Below are 23,205 nucleotides of genomic sequence, written 5' to 3' on the forward strand. Positions count from 1 at the left end.
CGGTGGCCGCGGGCCCGGTCCACCGGGCGGTCTGCGGTGGTATCGCCCACGGTTCGAAAAGGCATCCGGGAGTGTCGGTGGTCCGTGAGACCCTTGAGGGGTACTCGACCGCCGCTCCGGCCGCCCGGCCGGTGCGGCCGCCCCCGACCCGGAAAGCCGCTTGTGACCGCCACGGACCGCTCCATCGAGCTCATCAACGCCGCCGCCCAGGCAGCAGCCGACAAGCTCGCGCACGACATCATCGCGTACGACGTCAGCGACGTCCTCTCGATCACCGATGCCTTCCTGCTGGCGTCGGCGCCCAGTGACCGCCAGGTCAAGTCGATCGTCGACGAGATCGAGGAGCGGCTGGCCAAGGACCTGGGAGCCAAGCCGGTCCGCCGCGAGGGCGACCGCGAGGCCCGCTGGGTGCTGCTCGACTACGTCGACATCGTGGTGCACGTCCAGCACAGCGAGGAGCGTGTCTTCTACGCCCTCGAGCGCCTGTGGAAGGACTGCCCCGAGATCGACCTCCCCGAGGACGCCAAGGCCACCCGCGGCAAGGCCGCGGCGCATGCCGAGGCCACGGCGGGCGCGCAGGACGGAGAGCTGCACTGAACGGCACGAAGACCGACCGTGGTCGCCGCGTCGTCCTGTGGCGCCACGGTCAGACGTCCTGGAACCTCGAACGCCGCTTCCAGGGCTCCACGGACATCGAGCTGACCGAGGCCGGCCTGGCGCAGGCGCGCCGCGCCGCCCGGCTGCTCGCCGCCCTCAAGCCGGACGCGATCATCGCCTCCGACCTGAAGCGGGCCGCCGTCACCGCCCAGGAGCTCGCGGTCCTCACCCGGCTTCAGGTGACGCACGACGCGGCCCTGCGCGAGACGTACGCGGGCGCCTGGCAGGGCCTGACGCACGACGAGATCCTCGCGCAGTACGGCGAGCAGTACACCGCCTGGAAGCGCGGTGAGCCGGTGCGCCGCGGCGGCGGCGAACTGGAGACCGAGGTCGCCGAGCGCGCCGCCCCGGTGGTGCTCAACCACGCCGACAAGCTCCCCGACGGCGGCACCCTCGTCGTCGTCAGCCACGGCGGCACCATCCGCACCACCATCGGCCGTCTCCTCGGTCTGGACGCCCACCACTGGGAGGGCCTGGGCGGACTGTCGAACTGCTGCTGGTCCGTCCTGGGCGAGGGCGCCCGAGGCTGGCGCCTCCTGGAGCACAACGCCGGCACCCTCCCCGAGCCGGTCCTCGGCGACGACGACTGACCCGGTCCCGGCCCCAGGCGGCCGGCCCCGGCACCCGGATTTCACATCTGGGCAGGTCGCAGGCTAAAGTTCTTCTTGTTCGCGGCGCCGCCGGGGGAAACCCGGGGGACCGGAACAAGACCCGGGGCTATAGCTCAGTTGGTAGAGCGCCTGCATGGCATGCAGGAGGTCAGGAGTTCAATTCTCCTTAGCTCCACAGATCGGATGATCCCGTCCCCTCTTCGCAGGGGACGGGATCTTCGTGTTACGCGGGCTCCGCGCCCATGGATGCCGTGTAGCGTCGGCGACGCCGACACCCGATGCCCTGGCGTCAACTCCGCCCACCATGAAAGGCGGTGGCACCGACAACGGCCCGGCGGTCGGCGCGCGCCCGGGCGAACTGCTCGGCCCGCGCCCGGCGTTCCCGTCTTGCGCGGGTTGCGACGGCCTTCGGTGCCCTCGCCGGAACGGCGCAAAGGCGGGCCTGACCTCGCCGATGGTCCGTGGCAGAATCGGACGGCGCCCAGGGGAGGAGAAGATCGCGATGCCTACGAGCATCCTTGAGGAGGTCAACGACCTGCTCGAATTGGCCGAGGCGCAGGGATATGACTGGCTGCCCGAGTACGCGCTCCGCTTCACCTGCCCCGTCGGCGGCCCCGGTGGCTGCTGTGCGAGCGCCGCTTCGGCCCTTGAGTGTCCCTCGTGCGGTTCCTCCCATGTCGCCCAGGTGTTGGGCGACAACGGTGGGACTTCCTTCGTCTGTACGGCCTGCGGCCATAGTTGGAGCTGACGGATGGGCGCTCACAGCAGAAAATGCGACTGGTGCGGCAGCGGCACGCCCATCGTCCGTGACATGGAGCCGGTCAACTCCGACTACCAGTACTGGTGCGAGGAATGCGCCCGCGCCCTGGTCATAAAGGGCGATCCCATCGAGACCTACCGCGAACTCGACGGGGAGCCGATCTACGGTCGGCTGCTGGACGAGCACTGCACGCTGAAACGCTTCTACTCGTTCGCGAGGGCCTAGGGCCAGTTCCGCGGCCCGCGGGGCCCGTTCGCCGTCATCCTGCCGGAGGTACCGGCACCCCCTCGCCGCCCCCTGGTCCGCCGAGCCGGCGCAGTCGGCGCAGCCGGGTCGCCGCCAGGACGAGCAGCGCCAGGCCGGCGAGTGGGTAGACGTCGGAGAGCAGCATCTGAAGGCCGTTCTGGTGGAGTTCCTCGTGATGGTGCCAGCGGTGCGGTACCCACCACAGGGCGAACGAGCAGAACAGCAGGCCGGCCGCCGCGGTCGTCGCCCACCAGTGGCGCGCGGCCCGGCCGGTGCGGTGCAGCGCCTCGGAGCCGAGCAGGATCAGCGCGGTGACGGCCCACACCCAGTGGTGCGACCAGGAGATCGGGCTGACCAGCAGGGCGGTCACCGCACAGCAGACGGCCGCCCAGGCCCTTCCCCCGTACTCGGCCGGGGGCGCCCCAGCGGCGCGCAGCAGGGAGCCGACCGCCAGCGCCAGTCCGAGCGCGACCGTCGCACCGGCCACCACGAGGTAGCTCGCGCCCGGGTCGTGGGTGTGCAGCAGCCGGGCGAGGGCGCCGCGCAGCGACTGGTTCGCGGTGATCTCCACCTCGCCGACCCGGTCGGCGGCGAAGACGATCTCGGTCCAGAAACGGTGCGAGTCCCGGGGCAGGACGAGCGCCGCGACCAGCGCGGTGACGAGGAAGGTCACGGTGGCGACGGCGGCCTGCCGCAGCCAGGGGTGCCAGGCGGCGCGCGCCCCCGCGCCGGAGCGCAGCAGCTGCCCGGCGCGGACGGCCCCGGCCAGTGCGAGAAAGACCGCGAACAGCGCCGGGGTGAGCTTGATACCGGCCGCGATGCCGATCCCGATGCCCGCCCAGCGGTTGGTGTCCTTACGGGTGAGGTCCCACAGCACCAGCACGGCGACCAGGAGGTTTATCTGCCCGTAGCGCAGGGTCGTCCAGACCGGCTCCACCCACACCAGCAGTGCGGAGAGGGCCAGCGTCGCTGCGGGCCGGGGCAGCCGCCGCGGCCGCCCGGCCAGCCGTAGCGAGAGATGGACGACGCCGACGAACAGCGCGAGATTGCCGGCGGTGGCCAGGGTGCGCATCACGGGGACGCCGACGAGCGTGAGCGGGGTGAAGAGCAGCGCGGCGAAGGGGGGATAGGTGTTGGGCAGGTGAGCGGAGGTCGCCACCATGTCGTAGAGGTCCTCGCCGTTGCGGGCGGTCCAGCCCTCGGCGCGGTAGACCATCAGATCGATCATGGTCACATGGGCGAGCCGCTGCACGGTCCAGAAGACGGTGAAGGAAAGGGCGCAGGCCAGCGCCGCCATGAGGGTCGGGTGCCGGCGCAGGAGGCCGCGTACGGGGGAGGGGCCGCGGAGGTCGGCGGACTGCTCCAGCTCCAGCGCGGTCACGGCGTACGGCTCCCCAGGACGAATCGGGCACGGCCTGTCGACATTACCCCGGGGTCCCGCTCCCGGACCCCGGGAGAACGATTTGGCGAAAGCCCGGGTGGGCCGTGTAATGTAGGCGATGCCGCAGCGGGAAACCGGGCGGTAACACAGCAAGGGGCTATAGCTCAGTTGGTAGAGCGCCTGCATGGCATGCAGGAGGTCAGGAGTTCAATTCTCCTTAGCTCCACAGAAAACGGAGCGGGTCGTCCGAATCGGGCGACCCGCTCCGTTGTGCGTGGATGGGTGCCACAGGTCCGCCGACGGGGAGTTTCTTCCCAGTTGCCCTGATTCCCCCTCAACTGTCCGTCCGTTCGGGCGAGTTGACCCCCTTCGCCTGGTCTATCCCAACCCAATCCTTGCCATTTCTTGGCTCCTTCTTGGTGATCGCATTCCCCTGGCATGAACAGTTCACCGAAAGAGTGACGCATCGCGTGAGCGGCACCACCCATTCACCGCTTGTGCGGTGACGCGTCCCGGCGTCCCGGCGCAGCGCGTCACCCGCAGCGCACCGCATCGCCAATGCAGGGGGTTACATGAGATCAAGCCGCACCAGAACACCGCGCGTCCGTACCGGTCTGGCCTGGGCGGCGGCGCTGCCGCTGGTCGCCGGTACCCTCGCGTTCGGCGCACCGGCGGCCGACGCCGCGGACCATGACGGGGGCCGGCATGCGCTGCTGGGCACCAAGCCGCTGTGGGCCACGAGCAAGGCCGACCAGGGCGCCACCTCCGGCTCCACCGACATCACCGCCCGCGTCTACCTGGCCGGCCGCGATGCCAAGGGCCTGGCCGGTTATGCCAGGGCGGTGTCCGACCCGCACTCCTCCTCGTACGGCAAGTATCTGAGCGCCGCCCAGGTACGCGCCCGCTACGGGGCCACGCACGACCAGATATCCAAGGTGACCGACTGGCTGAAAAACTCCGGCCTGAAGGTCACCGGAACCACCAACCGCTATGTCACGGTCACCGGCGACGCGGCCGCCACCGAGCGCGCCTTCGCCACCGACCTGCACAACTACCGTAAGAGCGGCCACACTTACCACGCCCCGTCGGTCACCGCCTCCGCGCCCGCCTCCCTGGCCGACGCGGTGCTCACGGTCACCGGCCTGGACAATGCACCGCGGTTCTCGCAGCACCACACGCAGCTGCCGCCGCCGTCCCCGGTGTTCCGTAACTCCGGCCCGTTCTCCTCGTACTACGGCTCCCGTACGGACGCCAGCCTGCCGTCGGCATACGGGAGCAAGGCGCCGTACGCGATCAAGGGCTACACGGGTAAGCAGCTGCGCGCCGCCTATGGGGCGAAGAAGTGGACCGGCAAGCGCGTCACCGTCGCGATCACCGACGCCTACGCCTCGCCGACCATCGCCCCGGACGCCGCCAAGTACGCCGCGCGCCAGGGCGATCAGGCCTACCGCGGCGGCCAGCTCTCCCAGGTGCTGCCCAAGGCGTACACGCACATCAAGGACTGCGGCGCGGCCGGCTGGTACGGCGAGGAGACCCTCGACGTCGAGGCCGTCCACGCGGTCGCCCCCGACTCCGACATCGTCTACGTCGGTGCCGCCTCCTGCCAGGACGACGATCTGCTCGACTCGCTCGGCAAGATCGTCGACGGGCACCTGGCCGATATCGTCTCCAACTCCTGGGGCGACATCGAGGCCAGCGAGACTCCGGACTCGGCCGCCGCCTACGACCAGCTCTTCCAGCAGGGCGCCGTCCAGGGCATCGGCTTCTACTTCTCCTCCGGCGACAACGGTGACGAGGTCGCCAACACCGGCATCAAGCAGGTGGACACCCCGGCGAACTCCGCCTGGGTGACCGCGGTCGGGGGCACCTCGCTGGCCGTGGGCAAGCGCGATGCCTACAAGTGGGAGACCGGCTGGGGCACCCAGAAGGCCGTGCTGTCCAAGGACGGCAAGGAGTGGACGGACTTCCCGGGCGCCTTCAACGGCGGCGCGGGCGGCGGCGTCAGCAAGACCGTGCCGCAGCCCTACTACCAGCGCGGAATCGTCCCGGACCAGCTCTCCAGCGTCCTGCTCAAGGGCAAGATGCGCGCCGTTCCGGACATCGCGGCGGTCGCCGACCCCAACACCGGATTCCTGGTCGGCCAGACCCAGACCCTGCCCGACGGCAAGCTCGGCTACGACGAGTACCGCATCGGCGGCACCTCGCTGGCCGCCCCGGTGATCGCGGGCGTCCAGGCGCTGGCCCAGCAGGCGCGGCACGGCGTGCCCCTCGGCTTCGCCAACCCTGCCATCTACCAGCGCTACGGCACCTCCGCCTACCACGACGTCACCGACCACCCGCTGGGTGCCGGCCGTGGCCTGGCGGTCGTCCGGGTGGACTACGTCAACGGCGCGGACGCGAGCAAGGGCACCACGACCTCGCTGCGCAGCCTGGGCAAGGACAGCTCCCTGAAGGCGGTCGTCGGCTACGACGACGTCACCGGGGTGGGCTCGCCCGGTGCCGGCTATGTGAGCTCCTACCGCCCCTGAGGCACTCGGTCCGCCCCTGAGGCGGGCACGGGAATGCGGGGTCCGCGGCCGGGGGAATCCTCGGCGCGGGCCCCGCAGGCCCTGCGGTACCCTGGCGCCATGTGTGCCGTACGCCTTCTGCTTAGCGGGCCGCGCTGATCAGTCCCGACCGGGCCAGACTGCTGTGACCGCCCGGGTCGGCATCGGCGCGGCGTCCCCTCCTGTGTGAGGGGCGTTTTTGTTTCCGCAGAAACCGTGTCGCAGCAGCCGCAGGCAGAGACGAATGATGGAGCTTTGAGGACGATGAGCGAGACGACCAACGCCGCCGAGACGGCAGCGCCGCACCGCTATACGGCCGCGCTGGCCGCCGACATCGAGGCACGCTGGCAGGACTTCTGGGAGCAGAACGGGACGTACGAGGCGCCCAACCCCAGCGGCGGCCTGGCCGGCGACTCCGAGCGGGCGGCCCGCCCCAAGAAGTTCGTCATGGACATGTTCCCGTACCCCTCGGGTGCGGGCCTGCACGTCGGCCACCCGCTGGGCTTCATCGCCACCGACGTCTACGCCCGCCATCTGCGGATGACCGGCCACAACGTCCTGCACACCCTGGGCTTCGACGCCTTCGGCCTGCCCGCCGAGCAGTACGCCGTCCAGACCGGCACCCACCCGCGGGTCTCCACCGAGGCCAACATCGTCAACATGCGGCGCCAGCTGCGCCGCCTGGGCCTGGGCCACGACCAGCGCCGCTCGATCGAGACGATCGACCCGGCGTACTACAAGTGGACCCAGTGGATCTTCCTGCAGATCTTCAACTCCTGGTACGACCCGGAGGCGGACGCCGCCCGCCCGATCGACACCCTGGTCGCCCAGTTCGAGGCAGGCACCCGGCAGACCCCGGACGGCCGGGCCTGGAGCGAACTGAGCGGCATCGAGCGCGCCAACGTCCTGGGCGAGTACCGCCTGGCGTACGCCTCGGACGCGCCGGTCAACTGGTGCCCCGGCCTGGGCACGGTGCTGGCCAACGAGGAGGTCACCGCCGAGGGCCGCTCCGAGCGCGGCAACTACCCGGTCTTCAAGGCCAAGCTGCGCCAGTGGAACATGCGCATCACCGCCTACGCCGACCGGCTGCTGAAGGACCTGGACGAGCTGGACTGGCCCGAGGCCATCAAGCTCCAGCAGCGCAACTGGATCGGCCGCTCCGAGGGTGCGCGGGTCGACTTCCCGGTGAGCGGCTCCGAGGCGATCACGGTCTTCACCACCCGCCAGGACACCCTGTTCGGCGCCACCTACATGGTGCTGGCCCCTGAGCACCCGCTGATCGCCGGCCCCGAGAACGGCGACGGCACCGGCTCGATCGTGCCCGACGCCTGGCCCGAGGGCACCCACGACGTCTGGACCGGCGGCCAAGCCACCCCCGCCGAAGCGGTCGCCGCCTACCGCAAGCAGGCCGCCGCCAAGTCGGACGTCGAGCGCCAGGCCGAGGCCAAGGACAAGACCGGCGTCTTCACCGGCGTCTACGCCACCAACCCGGTCAGCGGCGAGCAGGTGCCCGTCTTCATCGCCGACTACGTCCTGATGGGCTACGGCACCGGCGCGATCATGGCCGTCCCCGCCCACGACACCCGCGACTTCGCCTTCGCCCGCGCCTTCGAGCTGCCGATGCGCTGTGTTGTCGAGCCGTCCGACGGCCGCGGCACCGACCCGTCCACCTGGGACGACGCCTTCGCCTCGTACGACGCCAAGATCGTCAACTCTTCCCCTGCCTCCGGCGGGGGGACCCCCACCGACGACACGGTCTCGCTGGACGGCCTGGGCGTCACGGAGGCCAAGGCGAAGATCACCGAGTGGCTGGCCGACCGGGGCATCGGCGAAGGCACCGTCAACTTCCGGCTGCGCGACTGGCTGTTCAGCCGCCAGCGCTACTGGGGCGAGCCGTTCCCGATCGTCTACGACGAGGACGGTGTGGCGCACCCGCTGCCCGAGTCGATGCTGCCGCTGGAGCTGCCCGAGGTCGAGGACTACTCCCCGCGCACCTTCGATGCGGACGACGCCGACACCCAGCCGGAGACCCCGCTGTCCCGCAACGAGGACTGGGTCAACGTCGAGCTGGACCTGGGCGACGGCCCGAAGACGTACCGCCGCGAGACCAACACCATGCCCAACTGGGCGGGTTCATGCTGGTACGAGCTGCGCTACCTGGACCCGGACAACGACGACGCGCTGGCCGACCCGGCCGTCGAGCAGTACTGGATGGGCCCGCGCGAGGGCCAGCCGCACGGCGGCGTCGACCTGTACGTGGGCGGCGCCGAGCATGCCGTACTGCACCTGCTGTACGCCCGCTTCTGGTCCAAGGTGCTCTACGACCTGGGGCACGTCTCGTCCCGGGAGCCGTTCCACAAGCTGTACAACCAGGGCATGATCCAGGCGTACGTCTACCGGGACAGCCGCGGCATCGCCGTCCCGGCGGCCGAGGTCGAGGAGCACGACGGCGGCGTCTTCTACTACGAGGGCGGCAAGGTCTCCCGGCTGCTGGGCAAGATGGGCAAGTCCCTGAAGAACGCGGTCACTCCGGACGAGATCTGTGCCGAGTACGGCGCGGACACCCTGCGTCTGTACGAGATGGCGATGGGCCCGCTGGACGTCTCGCGCCCCTGGGACACCCGCGCCGTCGTCGGCCAGTACCGCCTGCTGCAACGCCTGTGGCGCAATGTGGTGGACGAGGCGAGTGGCGAGGTCACCGTCGTCGACACCGAGCCCGACGAGGCCACCCTGCGCGCCCTGCACAAGGCCATCGACGGCGTCACCCAGGACATGGCGAACCTGCGCTTCAACACCGCCATCGCCAAGGTGACCGAGCTGAACAACCACCTGACCAAGACGGGCGGCCCGATCTCCCGCACGGTCGCCGAGCGGCTGGTCCTGCTGATCGCCCCGCTGGCCCCGCACATCGCCGAGGAACTGTGGCGCAAGCTGGGCCACACCGAGTCCGTGGTGCACGCCGACTTCCCGGTGGCGGACCCGGCCTATGTCGTGGACGAGGCCGTGACCTGCGTCGTTCAGATCAAGGGCAAGGTCAAGGCCCGGCTGGAGGTCGCCCCCTCGATCTCCGACGCGGACCTGGAGGCGGCCGCGCTGGCCGATCCGGGTGTGGTCGCGGCGCTGGGCGGCGCGGGCATCCGGAAGGTGATCGTGCGGGCGCCGAAGCTGGTGAACATCGTTCCGGCGTAAGCGGCCGGACCGGCGTATCAGGGTTTTCCCCTACGGGCAGGTTGGGGGTTCCGATGGGAACCGCCGACCTGCCCGTGCCGTTTACCGTGGAGAAGAGGGCGCGGGGACACCGGCGCCGAAACCGCTGGGGAACCGCTGGGGGAGTTCATGCACACCGCCCGGGAGAGCTCATGGACGTAGTCGTCGCGGTTTTCGCGCTGCTCTTCGTGCTGTTCGTCGCCGCCGGGGTGTTCGTCACGGTCAAGGCCGTCACGGCGGCCAAGCGCGGTGTGGACCGTACGGTCGCCCAGGCCCGGCGCACCGTCGAGGACACCGGCCTGCGGGCCCGGCAGCTCACCCAGCCGGGCGTGGCCGGTGAGCTGGCCCAGCTGCGGCTCTCGCTGCGGACGTCCATGCACGCCACCCAGGAGGCGCTGCGCACCGGCTCCCGGGACGACGCCTCCCTCACCGAGTCGATACGCCTCTTCGAGCGCCTCAGCGCCCACGGCCGCGAGCTCGACGACGAACTCAAACGCCTGGAGGGCGAGCCCGACCGGGCCACCATCGCGGCCCGCCTGCCCGACCTGCGCGAACGCATGGAGCGGATCACCCACTCCGCGGAGTCCCTGCGCTGGGCGGCCCGGGACCGGGCCCGCAAGTTCGCCGACGACGACCTGGCGGCGCTCGGCGACCAGATCGACCTGGAGGCGGGCGCCCTGCGGCACTGGACGCAGGAGCCGGGGCCGGAGGCCGGCGCGGAGCAGGGGGCGCGGCAGCGTCCCGCGCGGGACGCGGGTTCCCGGGGCCCGGCGGACGAGCAGCCGTCGGCGATCACGGCCCGCGATCCGCACAGCCGGCCGGCGTACGCCTGGGAGAAGGAGGTGCGGAGGCAGGAGGAGCCCCCGCGCTGACGACGCCGGCCGGGGGAGGGGGCGGGGGCGCCAACCCGCCTTACGTGGGCCCCTTCGCGCAGGCTTGGGGAAACATGGAAGATCTTGGGGAGGGGCCCGCACTGTCGGGTGCCGCGTTCCCCGGCTAACCTCCCAGTCATGTCCCGCCATGTCGCCATCGTCACCGATTCCACGGCCTACTTGCCGCCGGCGGCCCTCGTACGTCACCGCATCACGGCCGTACCGCTGACCGTCGTCCTGGGGGACCAGGCCCTCGAAGAGGGCACCGAGATCTCCGCGAGATCCGTCGCCCAGGCGCTCCAGAAGCGCCGTCCGGTGACGACTTCTCGGCCCAGCCCCGCCACCTTCGCGGACACCTACCGCCGGGTCGCCGAGAGCGGTGCGACCGGCATCGTCTCGCTGCACCTGTCCTCGGAGTTCTCCGGTACCTATGACGCGGCGGTGCTCGCGGCCAAAGAGGCGCCGGTGCCGGTACGCGTCGTGGACACCGGGATGGTCGCGATGGCCCTCGGGTTCTGCGCCCTCGCGGCGGCCGAGGTGGCGGAGACCGGCGGGGACGTGGACGAGGCGGTGGCGGCCGCGGAGAAGCGGGCCGCGGGGACCTCCGCCTATTTCTACGTCGACACCCTCGACTATCTGCGCCGCGGCGGCCGGATCGGCGCGGCCCAGGCGCTGTTCGGCTCGGCGCTGGCGGTCAAGCCGCTCCTCCAACTCACCGACGGGCGCATCGAACTGCTGGAGAAGGTCCGTACGGCGTCCAAGGCCATCGCACGGCTGGAGGAGATCGCCGCGGAGCGGGCGGGGGAGGGCGAGGTCGATATCGCGGTCCACCATCTCGCGGCGGCGGAGCGCGCGGACGCGCTGGCCCAGAGGCTTCGGGAGCGGGTGCCGGGCCTTCAGGAGCTGCATGTGAGCGAGGTGGGCGCGGTGATCGGCGCGCATACGGGGCCGGGGCTGCTGGGGGCCGTGGTGTCGCCGAGGTGAGGGAGGCGGGAGCTGGGGGCCGGGACTCTTGTGGGTGACGTAGTTATCCACAACTGGGCCGATATCCACGGGAATTGAGCCGGCTCGGCGAGATCGGCGCGGGATGCCTAGCGTCGGGGGCATGAACTCTCGATCGGCCGCATGGCCTGCGTCATCCGCTGCTGCACCTTCCGCTGCACCTTCTGCCCGGGAGCGGGCCGCCGCCCTCTTCGCGGAGGCCGGAGCCGGGCCCGGCGTCCTGGGTCCGAGCGCACCGCCGACTCCGCCCGACCCGCCCGATCCCCCCGGGCCGCCCCATGCGCCAGAGCCCCCGTATCTGCCGGACCCGCCGGCTTCTCCGGGGCCGCGCCGAGGGGAGCGGGTATGGCTCGCGGTGCGGGAACGGCTGCCGCTCTGGGTGCAGTTACGGTGCGGCACGGACCCCAAGGCGCTCGCCGCGCTGGCCCTGGTGCTCGTGGTGGCCCTCGGGTTCGCCGTACAGCACTTCTGGGGTGCGAGCCCGGAGCCGGTACGTGCCCCGGCCGCCGCAAGAGCGGAGGCGGCGCCAGGCGCCGGCCCCCGGCCATCGTCCTTGTCCCCCTCCCTCTCACCCTCCTTGTCCGGGTCTCTCCCCTCGCCCGGCCCGACGGCGAGACGGGCGCCGGGTGGCACGCCACAAGAGCTGGTCATCGACGTTGCGGGCAAGGTCCGGCACCCCGGGATCCACCGGCTGCCACCGGGGTCGCGGGTGACCGATGCGCTACGGGCGGCGGGCGGCGTGCTGCACGGGGCGAGCACCCTCGGGCTGAACCGGGCGCGGCTGCTGACCGACGGCGAGCAGATCGTGGTGGGCGAGCCACGCGCGGGAGGGGCCGGGGATACGGGGAGCGGGGGGAGCGGGGGGAGTGGGGGGAATGCGGGGACGGCGGCGGGTGCGGGGGGCGCCGCCGCGGGGAACGGCTCCGCAGGCGGGGCCGCGGCCGGCGGGGGCGGGCCGGTCAGCCTCAACGCCGCGACCGAGCAGCAGCTCGATGCCCTCCCCGGCGTAGGGCCCGTCCTCGCCCGGCACATCATCGAATTCCGCACCCAGCACGGTGGTTTCACGTCCGTGGAGCAGCTCCGTCAGGTGACCGGGATCGGCGATCGGCGGTTCGCCGATCTTCGTCCGCTGGTGCAGCCATGACCGCCACCCGTACCCCCGTGCACGCCTCGGCGGGCTCGCCGTACGGCGACTCGGACCCGCAGCAGGAGGGCCCGGCCGATCTGCGCCTGGTCGCGCCGGCGCTGGCCGCCTGGGGCGCCGCGGCGGTCGGTCTGGGGGCACCGGGCGGCGTGGTGGCGGCGCTCTGCGCCGGTGCGGTGGGTCTGGCGGTGATCGCGTTACGGATGGCGGCGGTGCGCCGGAGCGGCGTCGGCCCCTCGCCCGGAGGCCGGTCGGCCGGTGCGCTCGTCGCGCTGGCGGCGGTGCTGCTGTGCGCCGCGGCCGGGGCCGCCTCCGCGGCGCTGCATGCGGCGGATCTGCGGCGCGGCCCGCTGCCCGGCTGGGCGCAGCGGTACGCACGGGTCACGGCCGAGCTGGTGGTCACCGGTGATCCGCATCCGACCCGTCCCACGGTGCGCGGATCCCAACGGACGCCCCCGGCACTGGTGTTCACCGCCGATGCGGTCCAAGTCACCGCACCGGACGGAGCGGTGACCGTCGGCCGTACGCCGACGCTGGTCGTCGTCCAGGGACAGCGCAAGGGAACGGGGGACGACAGCGGGCAGGGCAACGGCGCACCGGACACCGGGGAACGCCCGGCGGACGAGGCGCGGGGCGGGCTGTCCGCCCCGTGGCGAGGGCTGCTGCCGTCGACCCGCATCCGGGTGGTGGCGCGCACCGCCCCGCCGCTGTCGGCGAGCGACCAGGTCGCAGCCGTCCTACGGGTCGACGGCGATGCCCCGCCGGTCCGCACGGGCCCGCCGTCCGCCCTTCAGCGGCTGGCGGGAAGCCTGCGGGCGGGCCTGCGCGAGGCGACCGACGGGCTGCGCCCCGATGCGCGGGCGCTGCTGCCAGGCTTCGTCGTGGGCGACACCTCGCGGGTGCCGCCGGATCTGGCCGATGCCTTCCGCGCCACCGATCTGACCCATCTGCTCGCCGTCTCCGGCAGCAACCTCACCCTCGTCCTCGCACTGCTGATCGGCCCGCCGCATCTCGCCCTGCGCGCCGAACGCCGTGGGCTGGCGCCGCGCCTGGGCCTGTCGCTGCGCACCACCGCTTTCATCGGCGGCGCGCTCGCGCTCGCCTTCGTCGTCGTGTGCCGGCCGGACCCCAGCGTGCTGCGGGCCGCCGCCTGCGGTCTGATCACCCTGCTCGCGATCGGCAGCGGCCGCCGGCGTTCCCTGCTGCCCGCGCTCGCCGCCGCGGTCCTGCTGCTGGTGCTCTACGACCCCTGGCTCGCCCGCAGTTACGGCTTTGTGCTCTCCGTCCTGGCGACCGGTGCGCTGCTCCTGCTCGCCCCGCGCTGGAGCGCTGCGCTCCAACGGCGCCGGGTGCCGCCCCGCTTGGCCGAGATGCTCGCCGCGGCGGCCGCCGCCCAGGCGGTCTGTGCGCCCGTTGTCGTCGTACTCGCCGCCCGGGTCGGACTGGTCGCCGTGCCCTGCAATCTGCTCGCCGAACTCGCCGTCGGCCCGGCCACCGTCCTCGGTTTCGCGGCCCTGGCCCTCGCCCCGGTGGCTCTGCCGGTCGCCAAGGCCGTGGCGTGGTGCGCCGCCTGGCCCACCGAGGCCGTCGCCGTCCTCGCCCGTACGGGCTCCTCGCTGCCGGGCGCCGAACTCGACTGGCCGGGCGGCTGGCAGGGCGGGCTGCTGCTGGCGGCCGTCACCGTCGCCCTGGTCACGGCCGGCCGCCGCCTGCTGCGCCACCGCTGGCTCTGTGTGCTGTGCGCCCTGGCCCTCGTCCTGGCGGTCTGCCGTCCGGCCCCGTTCACTCGTATTCTCACCGGCTGGCCGCCACCGGGGTGGCGGGCGGTGGTGTGCGATGTGGGACAGGGCGACGGCCTGGTCCTGGCGGCCGGAGACGGTACGGCCCTCGTCGTCGACACCGGGCCCGAGCCGCGAGCCATCGACCGCTGCCTGACCGACCTCGGTATCCGCCGCATTCCGCTTCTCGTGCTGACGCATTTTCACGCGGACCACGTGGACGGCCTGCCCGGAGCGCTGCGCGGCCGCGCGGTCGGCGCGATCGAGACCACCACGCTCCATATCCCCTCGGGACAGGCCGAGTTCGTACGCCGCCGGGCCGCGGCGGCCCATGTGCCGGTCGTCCACGCCGTAGCCGGGGAGCGCCGCCGCCTGGGCCCACTGAGCTGGGAGGTCCTCTGGCCGCCCGCCCCCACGCCGCCGGGAGCCCAGGCCCCGGCCGCCGTTCCCCCCGACCCCAACGACTCCAGCGTCACCCTGCTCGTACGGACGGGCGGCCTGACCCTCCTGCTGCTCGGTGACCTCGAACCACCCGCCCAGCAAGCCCTGTTGGCCACCCATCCGCAGCTGCCCGCCGTCGACGTCCTGAAGGTGGCACACCACGGCTCGGCCTATCAGGACCCCGAGCTGATACACCGCCTGGCGCCGCGGCTGGCCCTGATATCGGTCGGCGCCGGCAATCCGTACGGCCACCCCTCGGCCCGCACCGTCGCGGAGCTCCGCGCCCAGGGCGCCCGGGTGCTGCGCACCGACACCGACGGCGCCCTCGCGGTGCTCGGCACCCATGACCGGCTGACCGCCGTGATACGCGGCCGCCGGCGCCGGCTCCACGGGCGCCTGCGGCGCCGGGCCCGGGGCGGCAGACCGCCTCCGGGGAGCGGGCCCTGCCGGTCGGCGCGGGGCCCGTGGCCGACCGCATCCGCCGTCGGTTCGCCGCCGGGCGGACGCACAGCGGGTGACCCCGGGACGGGCCGCCTCCGCCCGCCGCCTATTCGGCCTCGCGCCATCCGTCGTACTCGGCCGCCAGCTCGTCCAGCCGTGCCGGGTCGTGGGCCGCGTCCGGGTCCTCGACCACGACCAGCCACTGCGCGTCCTCGGCGTCGTCCTCGCCGGCCAGGGCGTCCCGTACGAGCTGGGGCTCCTCGGTGAGGCCGAGGAGTTCGGCCAGCTGTTCCGCGAGCTCCTCGGCGGCATCACGGTCGGGCAGAACCAGGACGTGCCGCAGGGGCGGGGCGTGGTGGGGGTGCGGGGCCGGGTGGGCCTGTGCTGCGTCGCTCACCGGTCCATTGTCCGGCAGGGGGCGGGCACCGGGTACGGCGGGCGGGCGAAGGCCGGTCCGGGCGGAAACGACAGACGGGGAGCCCGGCGGGACGGCGGACGGGGGCAGCCAGAGGAGGGCGGGACCGCGGGCGGAATGCCGGGGAGTGAGGCAACAAGGGGAAGGCGGGACAGCGGGCGGAATCGGGAGTGGGGGAGCCGGCGGAATCGGCAGCGGGGGAGCCATGGGAAGGCCGCGACCGCAGGTGGAACGCCCGGGAGTGAGGCAGGCAGGGCGGCGTTGTCAGTGGGGCGTGGGATGCTGGACCGCGATGGCCAGGAAGACAGCTCACGACGACCCTCTCGCCCCCGTCACGCTCGCCGTGGGCCAGGAGGACCTGCTCCTCGACCGCGCGGTGCAGCAGGTGGTGGCGGCCGCCCGCGCCGCCGACGCGGACACCGATGTCCGCGATCTGACCCCCGACCAGCTCCAGCCCGGCACCCTCGCCGAGCTCACCAGCCCCTCGCTCTTCTCCGAGCGCAAGGTCGTGGTGGTGCGCAACGCGCAGGACCTCTCCGCCGACACCATCAAGGACGTCAAGGCGTATCTCGGGTCGCCCGCCGAGGAGATCACGCTCGTGCTGCTGCATGCCGGCGCCGCCAAGGGCAAGGGGCTGCTGGATGCCGCCCGTAAGGCCGGGGCGCGCGAGGTGGCCTGCGCCAAGATGACCAAACCGGCGGACCGGCTGGCGTTCGTACGGGGCGAGTTCCGGGCCATCGGCCGTTCCGCGACGCCGGAGGCGTGCCAGGCGCTGGTCGATGCGATCGGCAGCGATCTGCGCGAGCTGGCCTCGGCCTGTTCGCAGCTGACCGCCGATGTCGAGGGCACGATCGACCCGGCCGTCGTCGCGCGCTACTACACCGGACGGGCCGAGGCGTCGAGCTTCACGGTTGCGGACCGTGCCGTCGAGGGCCGGGCCGCGGAGGCGCTGGAGGCGCTGCGCTGGTCGCTCGCCACCGGCGTCGCCCCCGTCATGATCACCAGCGCGCTGGCCCAGGGCGTCCGCGCCATCGGCAAACTGGCCTCCGCCCCCCGCGGCGCCCGCCCCGGCGACCTCGCCCGTGATCTGGGCATGCCGCCATGGAAGATCGACCGGGTACGACAGCAGATGCGCGGCTGGTCGGCGGACGGCGTGGCGACGGCGCTGCGAGCGGTGGCGGCGGCCGATGCGGGGGTCAAGGGCGGCGGGGACGACCCCGCGTACGCCCTGGAGAAGGCCATCGTCGCCATCGCCCGGGCGGCCCGGTCCCAGCGCTGAGGCCCGCCCGCGCCGTCGTCCCGACCGATGCCGTCGGCACTCGCGGCGCCGGTCCGACCCCGCCGGCTACCTCGCCCCGGACCCCCGTAGCCGCTGGAGGGTCTCCCGGGCGCTGGTCTTCAGCATCGTCGCCACGTCGTCCCCGGTCGGCTGCTTGCCGGAGGCGCTGCTCGACGGGAAATTCGACCAGGTCGACTGGTACGTCATCCAGCCGTCCCGCACCCCGAGGATCACGTACGAGCTGCCGGACCCGCCGTCCTTGTTCTTCTGGCTCACCAGATAGGCATCGTCGCCGAGGCCCGTGACCCGCTCGACCCGGTACTCGACCGAGGACCCCTGCTTCTCGTACGCCAGGTAGCCGGCCGCGAACTCCGGGCCGGGGTCGCTCTTCTTGTGCAGCGTGGCGGTGCTGTAGAGCCAGGCCGACGAGTAGTCGCCGACGCTCGCGTCCTTCCGTTTGAAGGAGGCGTTGCACCACATGCTGTCCATCGCGGTCTGCCGGGACCCGCTGTGCTCCGGATTGGCGGTCCTGCCGTCCGAACCGGCGCTGTGCCGCTCCTCGACGGCGAAGCCGGCGTCCTTGACCGGCGTCAGCGACGTGGCCGCGCACAGGTCGTCGGTGTACGTGTAGCCCGCCAGGTCGGCGCGGGGCTCCGAGGAGAATGCCCCGGTGGCGAACATCACGGACGCCCAAACCGCCGAGGCCGCAATCGCCCCGCCGACCGCCCAGACCCATCCGGAGGCACCCCCGCGCCCGCCACCGGTCCCGCCCATGGGCGCTGCGGGCGGATACCCGTAGCCGCCGGCTATCTGGCCCCCGTACGGGCCGGTGACCTGCCCGTACGGGGCGGCCTGCGGTGCGCCGGGTGCGCTGGGCGGTCCGGGTGCGCCAGGGGGACCGGGGAGCGGCCCGGGTGTGCCGGGTACACCCGGCGTCTCCGATGCCCCGGATGCGGCATAGGGGTTGTACGGCCCGTTCTGATCCCCCGAGAGCGACATGGCGGCAGATTAATGGACCTGCCAGGAACCGAACCCCGTCGGATCGGCACATCTTGGCCCGCTGGGAGCGCGGCCCATCGCCCCGTCGGCTCCGGCGCACGCCCGAAGCCCCACCCGGCGTGCGCCGAAGCCCCAGCCGCCGCACGACAAGCTCCCGGGTGCGGCCGGGCCCCACCCACCGCACGACAAAGACCCCGCCTCCGCCCCGGGGAAGGGGCGTGAGCGGGGTCTTCGTATCAAGCAGTCGTGGCTCCGTCGGCGGATACCGCCGGGCGGGCCGGGAGCGCCGCACCCGCGTGGCGAACGCAGGCCGCGTGCGGCGCGGGGTGCCGGTCAGGGAGCGGTGAGAGGGGCCGCTGGGTCCCTGGCGGCGGAGGTGTTACAGGTCAAGCGGGGAAGGGTCAGCCGTTGAGACCGGCGACCTTCTTGGCCAGCGCCGACTTCTTGTTGGCGGCGGCGTTCTTGTGAATGACACCCTTGCTGACGGCCTTGTCGAGCTTCTTGGCCGCCTCGGCCTGGGCGGTGGTGGCCTTCTGCAGGTCACCGGCCTCCACGGCCTCGCGGGTGCGACGGATCGCGGTGCGCAGAGAGGACTTGACCGCCTTGTTGCGCTGGCGAGCCTTCTCGTTGGTCTTGATCCGCTTCATCTGGGACTTGATGTTCGCCACGAAAGAGCCTTTTCAGGTTCGTTGGAGTTTCGAGTTGCGCCGCGCACGAAAGAGGGCACGAAGCGCAGTGGACCAGGCTACCAGCAGGGCGGATGGCCGCCCAAACCGGCCCGGAGTCGCCCCGCAACCGGCCCGGAGTCGCCCCGCAACCGGCCCGTAGTCGCCCAGGAACCGGCCCGCAGCCACCGCGGGACGCCCCCGGCCCCACCGCCGGACGGCCCCGAGCCCACCCGGAAACCGCTGCGGCCCCGCCCGACCCCGCCGACCCTCACCCTCGCCCCAGGTCATGGGACCATGGGGGAGACGTCACATATCCGAGTCCCGCCTACCCGCGTTCACTGAATGGACCCTGCGTGCCCGCGACCCCTACGAACGTGCCGGAGCCGAGCCGTACCGACCCGGCTCTCCTCCGTAACTTCTGCATCATCGCGCACATCGACCACGGCAAGTCGACGCTCGCCGACCGGATGCTCCAGCTCACCGGTGTCGTCGACCAGCGGCAGATGCGCGCGCAGTATCTCGACCGCATGGACATCGAGCGCGAGCGCGGCATCACGATCAAGTCCCAGGCGGTCCGGCTGCCCTGGTCGCCCTCCGAGGGCGAGGAGCATAGTGGCACCACCCACATCCTCAACATGATCGACACGCCGGGCCACGTCGACTTCACCTACGAGGTCTCGCGCTCGCTCGCCGCATGTGAGGGCTGCATCCTCCTCGTCGACGCCGCCCAGGGCATCGAGGCCCAGACCCTCGCCAACCTCTACCTGGCGATGGAGAACGACCTCACGATCATCCCCGTGCTGAACAAGATCGACCTGCCGGCCGCGCAGCCCGAGAAGTTCGCCCTCGAACTGGCGAACCTCGTCGGCTGCGAGCCCGAGGACGTCCTGAGGGTGTCCGCCAAGACCGGTGTCGGCGTGCCCGAGCTGCTGGACAAGGTGGTCCGTGAGGTCCCCGCGCCCGTCGGCGTCAAGGACGCGCCCGCCCGCGCGATGATCTTCGACTCGGTCTACGACGCGTACCGCGGCGTGGTGACGTACGTGAAGGTCGTCGACGGCACGCTGAGCAAGCGTGAGCGCATCCGGATGATGTCCACCGGCGCCGCGCACGAGCTGCTGGAGATCGGTACGAACTCCCCGGAGATGCTGGCCGCCGACGGTCTGTCCGTGGGCGAGGTCGGCTATCTGATCACCGGTGTGAAGGACGTCCGCCAGTCCAAGGTCGGCGACACCATCACCCAGCTCACCAAGGGCGCCGTGGAGCCGCTGGGCGGCTACAAGGACCCCAAGCCCATGGTGTTCTCGGGGCTGTACCCGCTGGACGGCTCGGACTACCCGGAGCTGCGCGAGGCCCTGGACAAGCTCCAGCTCAACGATGCCGCGCTGGTCTACGAGCCGGAGACCTCCGCGGCCCTCGGCTTCGGCTTCCGCGTCGGCTTCCTGGGGCTGCTGCACCTGGAGGTCATCCGCGAGCGCCTGGAGCGCGAGTTCGGGCTGGACCTGATCGCCACCGCGCCGAACGTGGTCTACCGGGTGGACATGGAGGACGGCACCGAGCACATCGTCACCAACCCCAGCGAGTTCCCGATCGGGAAGATCGACCAGGTGCACGAGCCGGTCGTACGGGCCACGATCCTCGCCCCCAGCGAGTTCATCGGCGCGATCATGGAGCTGTGCCAGACCCGCCGCGGCACCCTGCTCGGCATGGACTACCTCTCCGAGGACCGCGTCGAGATCCGCTACACCCTGCCGCTCGCCGAGGTCGTCTTCGACTTCTTCGACCAGCTGAAGTCCAAGACCCGCGGCTATGCCTCGCTGGACTACGAGCCCACCGGCGAGCAGACCTCCGACCTGGTCAAGGTCGACATCCTGCTGCACGGCGACAAGGTGGACGCGTTCTCCGCGATCACCCACAAGGACAAGGCGTACGCATACGGCGTGCGGCTGGTCGCCAAGCTCCGTGAGCTGATCCCGCGGCAGGGCTTCGAGGTGCCGATCCAGGCCGCCATCGGCAGCCGGGTCATCGCCCGTGAGACGGTCCGCGCCATCCGCAAGGACGTTCTCGCCAAGTGCTACGGCGGCGACATCTCCCGTAAGCGCAAGCTGCTGGAGAAGCAGAAGGAAGGCAAGAAGCGGATGAAGATGGTCGGCAGCGTGGAGGTCCCGCAGGACGCCTTCATCGCGGTGCTGTCCTCGGACACCGACGGCGACAAGAAGAAGTGACGCAGCAGCCAGAAGTGCGGAAGCAGCGGGAAGCGAAGAAGTAGCGGCAAGCGAAGGAGCAGCGGTCGACGCCTTCAGAGGCAGACGCCTTCCGCGGTCAGGGCGCCGTCCCCCAAGGGGCGGCGCCCTGCGCATGTCCGCAGCGGCCCGTGCCCGCCCCACCGCCGGCCCGTGCCCGCCCCACCGCCGCCCGTGCCCCCGTCCGGGTGCGCATCGGGCCGTCCGCGCCGCGCATCCGAGAAACCTGCGGAGCGTCGCATGTCCGGGGCGTGTGCATCGTGATACGGCCAGTGACCTGGAGTTTTGGGCGCGTACTTCGTTATGTCGCCAGTGGTGAGGCTCTCTGGCGGGCGGTGTGTGTGCTATGTGCACCTATCGCACTGGTTACATCCTGAACCAGTCGGCCGCAGCCCCTTACGCGGCGGCGCAACGCGCTCTACCCTGATCTCTGCTCATAGGTTACTCGCGAGTCACCAGCAACGAAGCGGGCCCCGGAGGATGCCGTGACGGACACCCACACGCTGATCGAAAACCGGCCGCCCTCGGTGGCGACCCTCTTCCTGGAGCGGGTGGCGGCCACGCCCGATGCCGAGGCCTACCGCTATCCGGTCCCGCCCGCCCCCGGCGGCGGGCCAGATGGCTGGAAGCCGCTCACCTGGGCCGAGGCCGCGCAGCGGGTCCACGCCGTCGCGGCGGGGCTGATGTCGCTGGGCGTACGGCCCGAGGAGCGGGTGGCCCTGGCCGCCAACACCCGCGTCGAATGGATCCTCTCCGACCTCGGTGTGCTGTGCTCCGGCGCGGCCACCACCACGGTCTACCCCAGCACCAACACCGAGGAGACGGCCTACATCCTGGTCGACTCCGGCAGCCGGGTGCTGATCGCGGAGGACGCCGCCCAGCTCGCCAAGGCCCGCGAGAAGCGCGCCGAGCTGCCCGAGCTCGCGCATGTCGTGGTGATCGACGAGGCGGATGCGCAGTCCGTCGAGGGCGATCCGGACGGCTGGGTGCTCTCGCTCGCCGACCTGGAGAAGCGCGGCGCCGCCTATCTGGAGGAGCACCCGGGCTGCGTCGAGGAGCGGGTCGCCGGGCTGCGCGCCGACCAGCTGGCGACGCTGATCTACACCTCCGGCACCACCGGCCGCCCCAAGGGCGTACGGCTGTCGCACGACTGCTGGGCGTACATGGCCCGCGCGATCCAGGCGACCGGGCTGATCACCGAGGACGACGTCCAGTACCTCTGGCTGCCGCTGGCGCATGTCTTCGGCAAGGTGCTGACCGCCGGGCAGATCGCGACCGGCCATGTGATCGCCGTGGACGGCCGGGTCGACAAGATCATCGAGAATCTGCCGGTCGTGAAGCCCACGTACATGGCCGCCGTACCGCGGATCTTCGAGAAGGTCTACAACGGCGTCGCGGCCAAGGCCCGGGCGGGCGGCGGCGCGAAGTACAAGATCTTCCAGTGGGCGGCCGCGGTGGCCCGCGAGTACGCCAAGACCTCGCAGGACAACTTCCAGCGTACCGGCAACGCCTCGGTGCCCTTCGCGCTCGGCGCCAAGCACAAGGTCGCCGATGCGCTGGTGTACTCCAAGCTGCGCGAGGCGTTCGGCGGGCGGCTGCGCGCCGCGCTCTCCGGCTCGGCCGCGCTCTCCCCGGAGATCGGCTACTTCTTCTCCGGCGCCGGTATCCACATCCTGGAGGGCTACGGCCTGACGGAGTCCAGCGCCGCAAGCTTCGTCAACCCCGGCGAGGCCTACCGCACCGGCACCGTCGGCAAGCCGCTGCCCGGCACCGAGGTGCGGATCGCCGAGGACGGCGAGATCCTGCTGCGCGGCCCCGGCATCATGCAGGGCTACCACGGCCTGCCGGACAAGACCGCCGAGGTGCTGGAGGAGGACGGCTGGTTCCACACCGGCGACATCGGCGAGCTGTCGGCGGACGGCTATCTGCGGATCACCGACCGCAAGAAGGACCTGATCAAAACCTCGGGCGGCAAGTACATCGCGCCGGCCGAGGTGGAGGGCCAGTTCAAGGCGGTCTGCCCGTTCGTCTCCAATGTGCTGGTGCACGGCGCCAACCGGAACTTCTGCACCGCGCTGATCGCCCTCGACGAGCCGACGATCCTGGGCTGGGCCAAGGAGCACGGCCTGGACGGCAAGACGTATGCCGAGGTCGTCGCCGCCGACCAGGTCCGCGAGCTGATCGACGGCTATGTCGAGCGGGTCAACGAAGGGCTCCAGCGCTGGCAGCAGATCCGCAAGTTCCGCATTCTGCCGCGCGACCTGGACATCGAGCACGGCGAGGTGACCCCCAGCCTCAAGGTCAAGCGGCCCGTGGTGGAGCGGGCGTTCAAGGACCTGCTCGACGACATGTACGCGGGGGCGCGGGAGGCGTAGGGCAGGCGGACGGAGGTGGGCGCGGGCGGGCAACGGCAGGGCCGGGGCCTGTGGAATGGGGTGGTCCGGGGTGGCGTGCAGGCCCTCCCGTACCGCCCCGGCACCCGCCGTCCCCACGGGTTCACCCCCGGACATCTGGTACA

General features: G+C 71.9%; 16 protein-coding genes, 2 tRNA genes and 1 pseudogene. 15 read left to right on the forward strand and 4 right to left on the reverse strand.

Annotation, left to right across the window (positions count from 1 at the left end; translation table 11 throughout):
- The first annotated feature begins 162 nt into the window (after positions 1-162).
- The 5 genes from rsfS (at position 163) to SNA_RS06715 (ending at position 2,253) form a co-directional block, all read left to right on the forward strand.
- Positions 163-597: a ribosome silencing factor gene (gene rsfS / locus SNA_RS06695; protein ID WP_044363812.1), complete on the forward strand. Its 435-nt coding sequence runs from the start codon at positions 163-165 to the stop codon at positions 595-597.
- On the forward strand, positions 594-1,247 hold the full coding sequence (locus tag SNA_RS06700; protein WP_030066614.1) for a histidine phosphatase family protein: 654 nt from the start codon (positions 594-596) through the stop codon (positions 1,245-1,247). Before rsfS ends, SNA_RS06700 begins: the two co-directional genes overlap by 4 nt.
- 123 nt (positions 1,248-1,370) lie before the next feature.
- Positions 1,371-1,443: transfer RNA gene (locus tag SNA_RS06705), tRNA-Ala, on the forward strand.
- Positions 1,444-1,770: 327 nt separating this feature from the next.
- Positions 1,771-2,016, forward strand: coding sequence for a hypothetical protein (locus SNA_RS06710; RefSeq protein ID WP_030066615.1), 246 nt, complete (start codon positions 1,771-1,773; stop codon positions 2,014-2,016).
- Between the two features lie 3 nt (positions 2,017-2,019).
- The gene (locus tag SNA_RS06715) at positions 2,020-2,253 is read left to right on the forward strand and encodes a hypothetical protein (protein WP_030066616.1); all 234 of its coding nucleotides are present in this window, start codon (positions 2,020-2,022) and stop codon (positions 2,251-2,253) included.
- A 34-nt stretch (positions 2,254-2,287) separates the two neighbouring features.
- On the opposite strand, the gene SNA_RS06720 is transcribed toward SNA_RS06715, so the two are convergent.
- Positions 2,288-3,655: a glycosyltransferase 87 family protein gene (locus tag SNA_RS06720; RefSeq protein WP_044363813.1), complete on the reverse strand. Its 1,368-nt coding sequence runs from the start codon at positions 3,653-3,655 to the stop codon at positions 2,288-2,290.
- Positions 3,656-3,808: 153 nt separating this feature from the next.
- Between SNA_RS06720 and SNA_RS06725 the strand changes: the two genes are divergently transcribed.
- From SNA_RS06725 to SNA_RS06755, 7 genes and pseudogenes are all read left to right on the forward strand, one after another.
- A tRNA-Ala gene (locus tag SNA_RS06725) sits at positions 3,809-3,881 on the forward strand.
- Positions 3,882-4,227: 346 nt separating this feature from the next.
- Positions 4,228-6,183, forward strand: a complete 1,956-nt coding sequence (locus SNA_RS06730; protein ID WP_044363814.1) for a S53 family peptidase — start codon at positions 4,228-4,230, stop codon at positions 6,181-6,183.
- Between the two features lie 282 nt (positions 6,184-6,465).
- Positions 6,466-9,390, forward strand: a complete 2,925-nt coding sequence (locus SNA_RS06735; RefSeq protein WP_044363815.1) for a leucine--tRNA ligase — start codon at positions 6,466-6,468, stop codon at positions 9,388-9,390.
- Positions 9,391-9,560: 170 nt separating this feature from the next.
- Positions 9,561-10,280 (forward strand): hypothetical protein, encoded by a 720-nt coding sequence (locus SNA_RS06740; RefSeq protein ID WP_044363816.1) that lies wholly within the window; start codon positions 9,561-9,563, stop codon positions 10,278-10,280.
- A 138-nt stretch (positions 10,281-10,418) separates the two neighbouring features.
- The gene (locus SNA_RS06745; protein WP_030066623.1) at positions 10,419-11,264 is read left to right on the forward strand and encodes a DegV family protein; all 846 of its coding nucleotides are present in this window, start codon (positions 10,419-10,421) and stop codon (positions 11,262-11,264) included.
- A 373-nt stretch (positions 11,265-11,637) separates the two neighbouring features.
- A complete protein-coding gene (locus SNA_RS06750; RefSeq protein WP_044363818.1) occupies positions 11,638-12,426 on the forward strand; it encodes a ComEA family DNA-binding protein in 789 nt (262 codons plus the stop codon).
- Positions 12,423-15,017 (forward strand): annotated as a pseudogene (locus SNA_RS06755) (ComEC/Rec2 family competence protein); the annotation flags it as partial. The gene SNA_RS06750 and the pseudogene SNA_RS06755, both read left to right, overlap by 4 nt.
- 175 nt (positions 15,018-15,192) lie before the next feature.
- Here the strand turns inward: SNA_RS06755 and SNA_RS44950 are convergent.
- A complete protein-coding gene (locus tag SNA_RS44950) occupies positions 15,193-15,429 on the reverse strand; it encodes a hypothetical protein (protein WP_030068014.1) in 237 nt (78 codons plus the stop codon).
- A 364-nt stretch (positions 15,430-15,793) separates the two neighbouring features.
- Between SNA_RS44950 and holA the strand changes: the two genes are divergently transcribed.
- A complete protein-coding gene (gene holA, locus SNA_RS06760; protein ID WP_030068013.1) occupies positions 15,794-16,780 on the forward strand; it encodes a DNA polymerase III subunit delta in 987 nt (328 codons plus the stop codon).
- A 66-nt stretch (positions 16,781-16,846) separates the two neighbouring features.
- Here the strand turns inward: holA and SNA_RS06765 are convergent, their stop codons facing one another.
- Together SNA_RS06765 and rpsT are read right to left on the reverse strand one after the other, a co-directional pair.
- Positions 16,847-17,779, reverse strand: coding sequence for a hypothetical protein (locus SNA_RS06765; protein WP_241779564.1), 933 nt, complete (start codon positions 17,777-17,779; stop codon positions 16,847-16,849).
- A 401-nt stretch (positions 17,780-18,180) separates the two neighbouring features.
- Complete coding sequence (rpsT, locus tag SNA_RS06770) at positions 18,181-18,447, reverse strand: 30S ribosomal protein S20 (protein WP_030068011.1); 267 nt, start codon at positions 18,445-18,447, stop codon at positions 18,181-18,183.
- A 353-nt stretch (positions 18,448-18,800) separates the two neighbouring features.
- Here rpsT and lepA point away from each other — a divergent pair, with 353 nt between their 5' ends.
- Positions 18,801-20,669, forward strand: a complete 1,869-nt coding sequence (lepA, locus tag SNA_RS06775; RefSeq protein ID WP_078969733.1) for a translation elongation factor 4 — start codon at positions 18,801-18,803, stop codon at positions 20,667-20,669.
- 503 nt (positions 20,670-21,172) lie between these two features.
- Positions 21,173-23,062 (forward strand): AMP-dependent synthetase/ligase, encoded by a 1,890-nt coding sequence (locus tag SNA_RS06780; RefSeq protein WP_030068009.1) that lies wholly within the window; start codon positions 21,173-21,175, stop codon positions 23,060-23,062.
- Positions 23,063-23,205 lie beyond the last annotated feature (143 nt).

Source organism: Streptomyces natalensis ATCC 27448 (assembly GCF_000935125.1).
Classification (GTDB): domain Bacteria; phylum Actinomycetota; class Actinomycetes; order Streptomycetales; family Streptomycetaceae; genus Streptomyces; species Streptomyces natalensis.